Annotated in this window: 13 protein-coding genes; 11 read left to right on the forward strand and 2 right to left on the reverse strand. The window is 44.0% G+C overall.

From position 1 onward, the window contains the following. Nucleotides 1-202 precede the first annotated feature (202 nt). From purM to purH, 5 genes are read left to right on the forward strand one after another with little or no spacing between them, the layout of a single operon-like run. A complete protein-coding gene (purM, locus tag H8S88_RS08745) occupies nucleotides 203-1,225 on the forward strand; it encodes a phosphoribosylformylglycinamidine cyclo-ligase (protein WP_048789401.1) in 1,023 nt (340 codons plus the stop codon). Then, the gene (purN, locus tag H8S88_RS08750; RefSeq protein WP_048789402.1) at nucleotides 1,225-1,782 is read left to right on the forward strand and encodes a phosphoribosylglycinamide formyltransferase; all 558 of its coding nucleotides are present in this window, start codon (nucleotides 1,225-1,227) and stop codon (nucleotides 1,780-1,782) included. The genes purM and purN overlap by 1 nt, the downstream gene beginning before the upstream one ends. 2 nt (nucleotides 1,783-1,784) lie before the next feature. Next, complete coding sequence (locus H8S88_RS08755) at nucleotides 1,785-2,153, forward strand: hypothetical protein (RefSeq protein WP_236128260.1); 369 nt, start codon at nucleotides 1,785-1,787, stop codon at nucleotides 2,151-2,153. A 42-nt stretch (nucleotides 2,154-2,195) separates the two neighbouring features. Continuing rightward, entirely contained in the window at nucleotides 2,196-2,660 is a 465-nt protein-coding gene (locus tag H8S88_RS08760; protein WP_048789404.1) for a GNAT family N-acetyltransferase, read from the forward strand. Between the two features lies 1 nt (nucleotide 2,661). Further along, nucleotides 2,662-4,209: a bifunctional phosphoribosylaminoimidazolecarboxamide formyltransferase/IMP cyclohydrolase gene (gene purH / locus H8S88_RS08765; protein WP_125336208.1), complete on the forward strand. Its 1,548-nt coding sequence runs from the start codon at nucleotides 2,662-2,664 to the stop codon at nucleotides 4,207-4,209. A 54-nt stretch (nucleotides 4,210-4,263) separates the two neighbouring features. On the opposite strand, the gene H8S88_RS08770 is transcribed toward purH, so the two are convergent. Then, a complete protein-coding gene (locus tag H8S88_RS08770; protein ID WP_048687873.1) occupies nucleotides 4,264-5,277 on the reverse strand; it encodes a GBS Bsp-like repeat-containing protein in 1,014 nt (337 codons plus the stop codon). A 185-nt stretch (nucleotides 5,278-5,462) separates the two neighbouring features. On the opposite strand from H8S88_RS08770, the gene purD reads away from it, so the two are divergent. From purD to purB, 6 genes are all read left to right on the forward strand, one after another. Continuing rightward, nucleotides 5,463-6,725: a phosphoribosylamine--glycine ligase gene (gene purD / locus H8S88_RS08775; protein WP_048789406.1), complete on the forward strand. Its 1,263-nt coding sequence runs from the start codon at nucleotides 5,463-5,465 to the stop codon at nucleotides 6,723-6,725. Between the two features lie 298 nt (nucleotides 6,726-7,023). Then, nucleotides 7,024-7,515 (forward strand): 5-(carboxyamino)imidazole ribonucleotide mutase, encoded by a 492-nt coding sequence (purE, locus tag H8S88_RS08780; protein ID WP_048789408.1) that lies wholly within the window; start codon nucleotides 7,024-7,026, stop codon nucleotides 7,513-7,515. Next, nucleotides 7,502-8,581: a 5-(carboxyamino)imidazole ribonucleotide synthase gene (purK, locus tag H8S88_RS08785; RefSeq protein WP_236128261.1), complete on the forward strand. Its 1,080-nt coding sequence runs from the start codon at nucleotides 7,502-7,504 to the stop codon at nucleotides 8,579-8,581. The genes purE and purK overlap by 14 nt, the downstream gene beginning before the upstream one ends. A gap of 120 nt (nucleotides 8,582-8,701) precedes the next feature. Further along, nucleotides 8,702-9,652, forward strand: coding sequence for a ketopantoate reductase family protein (locus H8S88_RS08790; protein ID WP_048789410.1), 951 nt, complete (start codon nucleotides 8,702-8,704; stop codon nucleotides 9,650-9,652). 8 nt (nucleotides 9,653-9,660) lie between these two features. Then, complete coding sequence (locus H8S88_RS08795; RefSeq protein ID WP_048687864.1) at nucleotides 9,661-9,885, forward strand: hypothetical protein; 225 nt, start codon at nucleotides 9,661-9,663, stop codon at nucleotides 9,883-9,885. Nucleotides 9,886-10,048: 163 nt separating this feature from the next. After that, complete coding sequence (purB, locus tag H8S88_RS08800) at nucleotides 10,049-11,347, forward strand: adenylosuccinate lyase (protein ID WP_048789411.1); 1,299 nt, start codon at nucleotides 10,049-10,051, stop codon at nucleotides 11,345-11,347. Nucleotides 11,348-11,733: 386 nt separating this feature from the next. On the opposite strand, the gene H8S88_RS08805 is transcribed toward purB, so the two are convergent. Beyond that, the gene (locus tag H8S88_RS08805; RefSeq protein WP_006595289.1) at nucleotides 11,734-12,450 is read right to left on the reverse strand and encodes a GntR family transcriptional regulator; all 717 of its coding nucleotides are present in this window, start codon (nucleotides 12,448-12,450) and stop codon (nucleotides 11,734-11,736) included. Nucleotides 12,451-12,511 lie beyond the last annotated feature (61 nt).

Consider the following 12,511-nt stretch of genomic DNA (forward strand, 5'->3'; position numbering starts at 1 on the left):
AAGAGAAAAAGGAATAAACAAATGACAAATAAGAATGCATACGCTCCACGTCTCACTACTGACTAAAAGCTAAAGCATTTGTCAGTAGACGCTTTGTCCTATGGGATCAAAGCTAGAGACCTGACTAGTATTTTTAGATAAAAAGATGGTTTATCTAAAAATACGTCGCAATCTTTCTCAAAAAAAGAAAAGGAATGAACAAATGACAAACAAAAATGCTTACGCGCAGTCTGGTGTAGATGTTGAAGCGGGTTATGAAGTTGTTGAACGGATCAAAAAACACGTGGCACGTACGGAACGTGCGGGTGTTATGGGAGCTCTTGGTGGTTTCGGTGGCATGTTTGACCTTTCAAAAACAGGTGTCAAAGAGCCTGTTTTGATCTCAGGTACGGACGGTGTCGGAACTAAGATCATGCTGGCCATCAAGTACGATAAGCACGATACAATCGGTCAGGACTGTGTGGCTATGTGTGTCAACGATATCATCGCTGCAGGTGCAGAGCCCCTCTACTTCTTGGACTACGTCGCAACTGGTAAAAATGAACCAGCTAAATTGGAACAAGTCGTTGCTGGTGTAGCTGAAGGGTGTGTGCAGGCTGGAGCAGCCCTCATCGGTGGGGAAACTGCTGAAATGCCTGGTATGTATGGCGAAGACGACTATGACTTGGCTGGGTTTGCTGTCGGTGTTGCAGAAAAATCTCAAATTATCGACGGTTCAAAAGTAGCTGAGGGGGATGTGATTCTTGGCCTTGCATCAAGTGGTATCCATTCAAATGGTTACTCACTCGTGCGTCGTGTCTTTGCGGATTACACAGGTGAAGAAGTATTACCTGAGTTAGAAGGCAAGAAACTTAAAGACGTTCTTCTTGAACCAACTCGTATCTACGTTAAGGCTGTTATACCGCTCATCAAAGAAGAATTGGTCAACGGAATCGCCCATATCACAGGTGGTGGTTTCATCGAAAATGTACCACGTATGTTCTCAGATGACTTGGCTGCTGAAATTGATGAAAGCAAAGTGCCAGTTCTTCCGATTTTCAAAGCCCTTGAAAAATATGGCCAAATCAAACATGAAGAAATGTTTGAAATCTTCAACATGGGTATTGGTCTCATGCTTGCGGTCAAACTAGAAAATGTGGAACGTGTCAAAGAACTTCTTGACGAACCTGTTTATGAAATTGGTCGGATTGTCAAGAAGACAGATGCAAATGTGGTGATAAAATAATGGCTAAAAAAATTGCTGTTTTTGCTTCCGGAAATGGTTCAAACTTCCAGGTGATCGCGGAACAATTTCCAGTAGAATTTGTTTTTTCAGATCACCGGGATGCCTATGTCATAGAACGTGCCGAAAAGCTAGGGGTATTAACCTATGCCTTTGAACTCAAAGAGTTTGAGAACAAGGCAGACTATGAAGGAGCCATTGTCGAACTTTTGGATAAACATCAGATTGACTTGGTTTGCCTCGCAGGCTACATGAAAATCGTTGGCCCAACCTTACTAGCAGCTTATGAAGGTCGAATTATCAATATTCACCCAGCCTATCTTCCGGAATTTCCAGGTGCTCATGGTATTGAGGATGCTTGGAATGCAGGTGTAGCTGAGAGCGGTGTGACCATTCACTGGGTGGACTCTGGTGTTGATACCGGTAAGGTCATCAAACAAGTCCGTGTACCACGCCTTGAAGGGGATACCCTTGCTACTTTCGAAACGCGCATCCACGAAACAGAGTACAAGCTCTATCCGGAAGTCTTGGATAGTTTGGGAGTGGAGAGGAAGAAATGATTATGGACCAATACTATATGGAGTTAAAGAATAAGTTATCTAACAGACCAATCCTACTGGATAATACTAAGGATTTTCTTTTTGTTTTAGTAAATACAGTGAAAGCTATGATAGAAAATACTGATAAAAGTCAGCTTTCAGAGTTAGATAAAATTTTAGACGGTGTCACAAGTCAAGAATTAAAACTTGCCTATGATTTTTGTCAAGGAAAATTCGGTCAAGCAGGTTTTTCTTATCGTCGGCACCCGAATTATTTTTATTTGTCCAGTTTAATTGCGACCTTTCCAGAATTTGAGTTGTCTAAAGCAGACCGAGATTACCTCAAAGGAATCATAAATTTTGATAACTACCTTTTATATGAGTTAGATTAGTCTTTAATCACCTCAAAATCCTATTTATTCAAAAGGAGAAAAATGATTAATCTGAAATTAGTAGATGAGAGCAGTTTTCAGGCAGTGCTGGATTTGAAAATATCTGATGCTGATGAACGAGCGCGTTTTGTAGCTCCCAATGAGCGTTCTTTAGCTGACGCATGGCTCTACCGAGAGAATGGGGATGTGTTTCCCATGGCAATCTATTGGAATGAGCTAGTAGTTGGTTTTCTACTGTTGGAAATAGATAAGGATGAGGCAGAATACTTTATCTGGCGGATAATGATTGGCCAGCAGTACCAAGGAAAAGGTTATGGACGAAAAGCCTTGGAAGTTCTGATCAAAGAGGCTCAGATGGATAGAGATTGCAATCATATTATCGCAGATTATGTGGTTGGAAATGAAAAAATGAAGTACCTGCTGACTAGTTTGGGTTTTCAGGAAACAGGATTTATAGAAGAAAATAACGAAGTCGCTATGCGGTTGGATCTAAAGAAAGAGGAATAGAATGACTAAACGCGCACTAATTAGTGTTTCAGATAAAGCGGGCATTGTTGAATTTGCCCAAGAACTCAAGAAACTTGGTTGGGACATCATCTCAACTGGTGGTACTAAAGTTGCCCTTGACAATGCTGGTGTTAATACCATTGCTATCGATGATGTGACTGGTTTCCCAGAAATGATGGATGGTCGTGTCAAGACTCTCCACCCAAATATCCATGGCGGTCTCCTCGCTCGTCGTGACCTCGATAGCCACCTAGAGGCTGCTAAGGACAACAAGATTGAGTTGATCGACCTTGTGGTGGTCAACCTTTATCCATTCAAGGAAACGATTCTTAAACCAGATGTAACTTACGCGGACGCAGTTGAAAATATCGATATCGGTGGGCCATCCATGCTTCGTTCAGCAGCGAAAAACCACGCTAGCGTAACAGTTGTGGTAGACCCTGCTGACTATGCTGTGGTTTTGGACGAATTTGCAGCCAACGGCGAAACAAGTTACGAAACTCGCCAACGTTTGGCAGCGAAAGTCTTCCGCCACACAGCAGCCTATGATGCGTTGATTGCTGAATACTTCACAGCTCAAGTGGGTGAAGAAAAACCTGAAAAACTTACTTTGACTTATGATCTCAAGCAAGCCATGCGTTACGGGGAAAACCCTCAACAAGACGCAGACTTCTACCAAAAGGCCTTGCCAACGGATTATTCGATTGCATCCGCGAAACAGCTCAACGGGAAAGAATTGTCCTTCAATAATATCCGCGATGCGGATGCTGCGATTCGGATCATCCGTGATTTCAAAGACCGTCCAACCGTTGTGGCTTTGAAACATATGAACCCATGTGGGATTGGTCAAGCTGATGATATTGAAACTGCTTGGGACTACGCTTATGAGTCTGACCCAGTATCCATCTTCGGTGGAATCGTCGTTCTCAACCGTGAGGTAGACGCTACGACGGCTCAAAAAATGCATGGAGTCTTCCTTGAAATCATCATTGCACCAAGCTACACAGATGAAGCGCTTGAAATCTTGACAACTAAGAAGAAAAACTTGCGGATTCTTGCGTTGCCGTTTGATGCTCAAGATGCTAGCGAAGTGGAAGCAGAATACACTGGTGTTGTTGGTGGTCTCCTCGTTCAAAATCAAGACGTTGTCAAAGAAAGTCCAGCTGACTGGCAAGTAGTGACCAAACGCCAACCAACGGAGACAGAAGCGACAGCTCTTGAGTTTGCTTGGAAGGCTATCAAGTACGTCAAATCAAATGGGATCATCGTGACCAACGACCACATGACACTTGGTGTTGGCCCTGGTCAAACCAACCGTGTGGCATCTGTCCGCATCGCTATTGACCAAGCTAAAGACCGCCTTGACGGTGCTGTCCTTGCTTCAGATGCCTTCTTCCCATTTGCGGATAACGTAGAAGAAATCGCTAAGGCAGGAATTAAGGCTATCATCCAACCGGGTGGATCAGTCCGTGACCAAGAGTCAATCGAAGCGGCTGATAAATATGGTTTGACCATGATCTTTACAGGTGTTCGTCACTTCAGACATTAATCTAAAAAGGCACTCATCGATTGATGAGCGCCTTTTGTTCTGGTTAGGAATTCCTTAATTTGGATAGATATAGCTGACTGTTCCCCAGACAACATTCGTGGGGTCAAACCAGCCACGGAAATTGTTGATGGTCCGATTTCCATTGTAATTAGCTTCTTTTACTTGGATTTTTTGATCATGTTCGACCTCCGTCACGACTGCAACGTGGCCATAGCCTCCATTATCCCAACAGGCGATAGCACCGACCTCTGGGGTATTTCCTGTCCGGAAGCCCGCAGCGCGTGCACTAGCTGCCCACATGCCACCGTTTCCCCACCAGTTTTGTGACCAAGGAGCTAGCTCTTTTGCCGCCCAGGTACATTCGCCGACGGGATAGTAATTATCCGGTTGAGTGACCAGTGGAGCAGGTTTGACCCGCTCGACCTGAAATTCAGTGGCAAGCAGGCCTTTTAAGTGCCCCTTGTCTTTTTGGTAGACGTGGAGATGAAAGGTTCCTTTCCCTGTATGTTTCTCGGCATTGAAGGATAATTGGTAGCGACCAGGTGCCGTTCTTTTTGCGGGATACCAGATCAAGTCGTCTTGGCCATCTTGTTCAGACCAGATGGGAAAGAAGACCTCCTCCACATCTTCAAAAAGCTGGAGTTGGATCTCAAATAGCTGTGCAGTGCTAGGTCGGACTGTAATCTTGGGTTGGGAAGAAGTCAGATCTTTTTCTTCAATGATTGTCTGTAGAGGAAACAGTCCTTCAATATTTCCGTTAGAATGGATCCCGTAGACATGGATGTGATAAAGTCCTGCTTGATCCAAATGATTAGTCAGAGGTACTTGCAAATCAAACCCATTTTCTCCTCGTTGGACAGGATACCAAATGAGGTCGTCCTGGCCATTTTGCTCGGACCAAATGGGGACGCTAACGCTTTGGAAGCGATCTGGAATGGTCCCGAGGTGGACAACTAATTGTCCTTTTTCCTTGTAGATATAATTGACGTTTTGGTCTGCTCTTGCAACTTGTGAAGCTCCTGCCCAGAAAAGACAAGCTGCCAAGAGTAGTTTCTTTATTCTCTGCATAAAACTCCTTTTTTAAAAAATATTAGAGGTCTCAATTATAATATTCGTAAAAAGGAGCAGAAATTTAAAAAATAATGAAAAAAGTTTGTTTTCTAATGAAAATCATCGGATATTCCTTGAAATATTAGAATAAAACGAACGATTATGATATAATTTAATAAAATAATTCGCAAAAGAGGTTCGAGATGAAACTTTTGGTTGTTGGATCTGGCGGTCGTGAGCATGCGATTGCCAAGAAATTGTTGGAGTCTAAAGACGTTGAGCAGGTTTTTGTGGCTCCTGGTAATGACGGGATGCGATTAGATGGTCTGGATTTGATCAATATCGGAATTTCCGAACATTCTAAGCTGATTGACTTCGCAAAAGTCAATGAGATTGCTTGGACCTTTATCGGTCCAGATGATGCCCTTGCGGCTGGAATCGTGGATGACTTCAATGCAGCTGGACTCAAAGCCTTTGGTCCGACTAAGGCTGCGGCTGAGCTGGAGTGGTCTAAGGATTTTGCCAAGGAAATCATGGTCAAATACGACGTTCCGACAGCAGCCTATGGGACCTTTTCAGATTTCGAGGAAGCCAAGGCCTACATCGAAGAAAAAGGCGCTCCAATCGTCGTCAAGGCAGACGGTTTGGCCCTTGGGAAAGGTGTCGTCGTTGCGGAGACAGTTGAGCAAGCCGTTGAAGCGGCTCACGAGATGCTGTTGGACAATAAATTCGGTGATTCAGGTGCGCGTGTGGTCATCGAGGAATTCCTTGATGGAGAAGAGTTCTCTCTCTTTGCCTTTGTCAATGGGGACAAGTTCTACATTATGCCAACGGCTCAGGACCACAAACGTGCTTATGATGGCGACAAGGGTCCTAACACTGGTGGGATGGGGGCCTATGCACCAGTTCCTCACTTGCCACAAAGCGTGGTTGACACAGCGATTGACACCATTGTCAAGCCAGTTCTTGAAGGCATGATCAAAGAAGGGCGTCCGTATCTTGGTGTCCTTTACGCGGGGCTTATCTTGACAGCTGATGGACCGAAAGTTATCGAGTTCAACGCTCGTTTTGGTGATCCTGAAACGCAAATTATCTTGCCTCGTTTGACATCTGACTTTGCACAAAACATCACTGACATTTTGGATGGCAAAGAGCCGGCCATCACTTGGACAGACAAGGGGGTGACACTGGGCGTGGTTGTAGCATCCAACGGCTACCCACTCGCTTATGAGAAGGGTGTCAAGCTTCCAGCCAAGACAGATGGTGATATCATCACTTACTATGCCGGTGCCGAATTCGCTGAAAATGGACAAGAGCTTCTCTCAAACGGCGGACGCGTCTACATGCTGGTTACCACAGCAGACACCGTCAAAGACAGCCAAAACATTATCTACAACGAACTCAACAAACAAAACACAAAAGGCCTGTTCTACCGTAAGGATATCGGTAGCAAGGCGAATAAATAAAACTCTTTGAAAATCTTCGATTGACTGTGTTAAATCTCCTTGATGAACTTTAGTTCTATCTTCGTCGCTTTGCCTTGTCACTCTATGATTTTCTTCGAGTTTTCGAATATCAATGCTATATTAGGCGACGAAGTCGCCAAACACGATGATGGTCGCCGTGGTGAAAAGACCAGAACAGATCCTGTTCTGGTCGGGGGAAACTTTGAGACCTTAGGCTCAAAGTTTAGGAATGAAACCGAAGGTTTGCTTCCGTCCCCACCACCTAAGAACATTATCAAAAAAAGAAAAAGGAAAAATTATGACTAAACCAGTAATTTCCATCATCATGGGCTCAAAATCCGACTGGGCAACCATGCAAAAAGCTGCTGAAGTCCTTGACAACTTCGGCATCGCTTACGAAAAGAAGGTTGTTTCCGCACACCGTACACCGGACCTCATGTTCAAACATGCCGAAGAAGCACGTAGCCGTGGCATCAAGGTCATCATCGCGGGTGCAGGTGGCGCTGCTCACTTACCAGGGATGGTTGCTGCTAAAACAACCCTTCCAGTTATCGGGGTACCTGTCAAGTCTCGTGCCCTTAGCGGTGTGGATTCTCTTTATTCTATCGTTCAAATGCCAGGTGGAGTGCCAGTCGCAACCATGGCAATCGGTGAAGCCGGTGCGACTAACGCTGCCCTCTTTGCCCTTCGTCTCCTTTCAGTAGAGGATCAGGCTATTGCGACAGCTTTGGCGGATTTTGCTGAAGAACAAGGAAAAATTGCAGAGGAGTCTACAAATGAGCTCAACTAAAACCATTGGTATCATCGGTGGTGGTCAACTCGGTCAGATGATGGCGATCTCAGCTATCTACATGGGACACAAGGTTATCGCGTTGGACCCAGCAGCTGATTGCCCAGCCTCTCGCGTGGCAGAAATCATCGTAGCCCCATACGACGACGTGGATGCTCTTCGTCAGTTGGCAGAGCGTTGTGATATTCTCACTTATGAATTTGAAAATGTGGATGCTGACGGTTTGGACGCCGTTATCAAGGATGGTCAGCTTCCACAAGGGACAGACCTACTCCGCATCTCCCAAAACCGTATTTTTGAGAAGGACTTTCTTTCTAACAAGGCCCAAGTCACTGTAGCACCTTACAAGGTCGTGACCTCAAGCCAAGACTTGGCAGATATCGACCTGTCTAAAAACTATGTCCTCAAGACGGCGACCGGTGGCTACGATGGCCATGGTCAGAAGGTCATTCGTTCAGAAGCAGATTTGGAAGAGGCCTATGCTTTAGCTGATTCAGCAGACTGCGTTTTAGAAGAGTTCGTCAACTTTGACCTTGAAATTTCGGTCATCGTGTCAGGTAACAGCAAGGACGTGACAGTCTTTCCCGTTCAGGAAAATATCCACCGCAACAACATTCTTTCAAAAACCATTGTGCCCGCTCGCATTTCTGAAAATCTAGCTGAAAAAGCCAAGGCCATGGCAGTGCGAATTGCAGAACAACTCAACCTTTCTGGAACCCTTTGCGTGGAAATGTTTGCGACAGCTGATGACATTATCGTCAACGAAATCGCGCCTCGCCCACATAATTCAGGTCACTACTCAATTGAAGCCTGTGACTTTTCACAGTTTGACACGCATATCTTGGGCGTTCTCGGAGCACCACTTCCTGCTATTCACCTCCATGCACCAGCTGTTATGCTCAATGTTCTCGGCCAACACGTCGAGGCTGCTGAAACATATGTGACAGAAAATCCAAGCGCTCACCTCCACTTATATGGTAAACTAGAAGCAAAGCACAACCGCAAAATGGGACATGTGACTTTGTTTAGTATTGAACCAGATAAGGTTGAGGAGTTTGGGGAGTAAGACAGGACCCCAGCAATAAGGTCCGTCGTCTTACCCCTGCAAGGTTGACTAGGCTTGTCGCAGGTGAAAAATCGACAAGAGAAGCCAGACAACTACTGCTGGAAAGGAATTGATTTTTAAGTGAAAATAGCGATTCTAGGACTTGGAGTCATCGGGACCACTTATGCCTACGCCTTTCAAAAAGCAGGCCATCAAGTAGAGCACGTACTGAGAGATAGTAAGAAAAGCACTGCTCCGAAGGAATTGTCGGTTGATCTACTAGATGGTCGCTATCATTCCAAGGGTGAGAACAAACACGATACCTATGAGGTTCGTGTGGCAGAAGCTGATTCGGAATATGATTTTATTTTTCTGAGTGTGCGTCATGGGCTTGTCAAAGAGGCTGTGGAGACCTTGCTAAAAAATAATATCAAAGGCACCCTTGTTTTCTTCTGTAATTTTTGGGATACTCGAAAAGAGGTCCAAGAGTGGGCAGGAGATTATGACTATATTTTAGCTTTTCCAACAGCTGGAGGTCACATGCAGGAGGACCATTTGGATGGTGTCTTGTTCGACCATTTAATGCTAGAAGGTGAGCAAAAAGCACAGATTTCTAACTATGCTGATCTGACAACTTTACTGACTTCTGCAGATTTGAAGTGGGAAGTGCCTCATGATATGGTCGAGTGGATTTGGATTCACATGGCGATTAACGCAGGTGTTACTTCGACAGCCGCACGTTCGGGAAATCTGGAAAATCCAGAAGAATTGGCTTTGAACTTGATGAATAGTTCTTCGGAATTATCATTAGCCATCAAGGCCATTCGAGAGGCTTTGAAAGTTGTAGAAGCGCGTGGCGTGAATTTGAAGCTTTATAAAGCCGAGCTCTTGCCATACAAAATCCCTGCTTGGATAGCCGGAAAAGCCATGAAAATCATGTTTGCGAAAAATGAGCTGACTCGAAAAATTATGACCTTACACAATGATAAACAGGATATCTTCTATTGTTGTCAAAGTGTCTATCAGACTGGTCAGGAGTTAGGTGTGAAGATGCCTATTCTGGAAGCAAATATGAAGGGAATTTCGATTTAGGAGGTTTTATGATTCAACTCATCGTCAACGCATTTGTTGAAAAAGATAAGACTGGAGCAGTCGTCGAAGTCTTGTATGCTAGTAGTGATCATGAAAAAGTGAAAGCTAAGTATGAAGAGCTAGTTACACAATATCCTGAAAACTATTTAGCCATCTATGATCTACCGTTAGATACGGATTTGAATACACTGGATCATTATCCATCAGTGTGGATTGGGAAAGAAGAATTTTAATAAAACGACTTTTGTTCGTTAAACGGATGTTTCACGCCGTGGGGAAAGCGTAAGCGACGGAAATCTTGAGACTAGAGGCTCAAGATTTAGTCATGAGATTCCGGAGGAAGCTGCTGACGTCCGCCCCACATAAGTGAAACATCAAAAGAAAGGAAAATTAAACATGATTGATAGATATAGTCGCCCAGAAATGGCGAATATTTGGACTGAAGAAAATAAATACCGTGCTTGGCTTGAGGTGGAAATCTTGGCTGACGAAGCTTGGGCTGAATTGGGAGAAATCCCTAAGGAAGATGTGGCTTTGATTCGTGAAAAAGCAGACTTTGACATCGACCGTATTTTGGAAATCGAGCAGGAGACTCGCCACGATGTGGTTGCCTTCACACGTGCGGTTTCTGAAACGCTTGGTGAAGAGCGCAAGTGGGTCCACTATGGGTTGACTTCTACCGACGTGGTGGATACGGCCTATGGTTACCTCTACAAACAAGCCAACGATATCATCCGTAAGGATCTTGAAAACTTCCTTAACATCATCGCTGACAAAGCGAAAGAACACAAGTTCACTATCATGATGGGTCGTACCCACGGGGTGCACGCTGAGCCGACAACTTTTGGTTTGAAATTGGCAACTTGGTACAGCGAAATGAAACGGAACATCGAACGTTTCGAGCATGCGGCTGCTGGTGTGGAAGCTGGTAAGATTTCGGGTGCGGTTGGTAACTTTGCCAACATCCCACCATTCGTTGAAAAATACGTCTGTGATAAGCTTGGTATCCGTGCTCAAGAAATCTCGACACAGGTCCTTCCTCGTGACCTTCACGCTGAGTACTTTGCAGTTCTCGCTAGCATCGCAACATCGATCGAGCGTATGGCGACTGAAATCCGTGGTCTTCAAAAATCTGAACAACGTGAAGTAGAAGAGTTCTTTGCCAAAGGTCAAAAAGGATCTTCAGCAATGCCTCACAAACGCAATCCAATCGGTTCTGAAAACATGACAGGTCTTGCACGTGTGATCCGTGGTCACATGGTCACAGCTTATGAAAACGTAGCCCTTTGGCACGAACGCGATATCTCTCACTCATCAGCTGAGCGGATCATCGCACCAGATACAACCATCTTGATCGACTACATGCTCAACCGTTTCGGAAACATCGTTAAGAACTTGACAGTCTTCCCTGAAAACATGATCCGCAACATGAACTCTACATTTGGTTTGATCTTCAGCCAACGTGCGATGTTGACTTTGATTGAAAAAGGTATGACACGTGAGCAAGCTTACGACCTTGTTCAACCAAAGACAGCTCAATCATGGGATAACCAAGTAGATTTCAAACCACTTCTTGAAGCAGATCCAGAAGTGACATCACGTCTTACTCAAGAAGAAATCGATGAAATCTTCAACCCAACTTACTACACTAAACGGGTGGATGAAATCTTCGAACGCATCGGTTTAGGTGACTAAGCCCCTCATAAATTTGATAAAAAAAGAGGCTGGGACAAAAGTCCTAGCCTCTTAATTGTTTTTGGATTGTCGAGCAAGACGCAGTGGTTGAGTGGGCTCTACTACGCTGATTTCATCAGCTTTTACAGCCCTACTCAACTGTGCGGAGGTGGGACGACGAAATCGAATTCTAACGAATTACCGATTTCTGTCCCACTCTCTTTTTCTTTGCCGATATTAGGTGCTCTAGACACGGAATTTATCATAATAAATTTTGACTGATTAAACTATTTATAGGAAGTCTATCACTAATTATAGATTATTCGTTTTACATGTTTTAGGAACTATTTTTTCATGCTATAATTTGTATCATAAAAGTCTGAGGCCAAACCCCAGACTTTGAATGATCAATGATCACGATCACAAGAGATAAATTTGATTTTATAGTAGTCGCCGCGTTTATAGGTTTCGCTATATTCGAGAATTTGACCGGTCGCTTCCAATTTTGTCGTCTTCACTTGACGAACAGTTGGGAAGTTTTCATCGATATTCAACACAGAAGCGATTTTGCTTGGTGTTGGAAATACAATATCATTGATTTCTTCAAAGTGTTCATCATTCATATGGATATGATAATCTTCTTTAAAGCGATCATAAATCGAACTATAGTAATCTAAGCTCGGATAATTTGGGTTAATATATTGCTCTGGGACATAAGTCTGGTGGTAGATATAAGTATCTTCACCAATATGACGGGTCCGATCAATCTTATAATAGAATTGAGTTGGAGCAAGTCCTAGTTTATCCAAGATGTTCAGTGCGTTGCCACGCTTGATAGAGAGAACTTTTACGGTCGCTTTTTGGATAGGGAAGGTTTCAACGTCTGAAAACTCAACCAGCTTGTGTTTTCTAGCGCGCGAAACAAAGGTTCCTTTTCCTTGTTGGCGGACGATGTATCCATCACTAGCCAAATCGTTCAAAGCACGAACAACAGTAATCGAGCTAACATTATAAATCTTAATCAACTCGGCTTCTGTGTAAAATTTATCTCCATTTTCAAATTTACCTGAGATAATTTGTTGCTTCAAATCATCTTTGATGTGTTGGTATTTTGGGATTGCCATGTACTTCACCTCTTTTTTCGATATCTCTTGTTAATATTATTTTAACATATTTTTTTGAAAG

The sequence above is a fragment of the Streptococcus sp. GS001 genome (genome assembly GCF_021595565.1).
GTDB classification, from domain to species: Bacteria; Bacillota; Bacilli; order Lactobacillales; family Streptococcaceae; genus Streptococcus; species Streptococcus xiaochunlingii.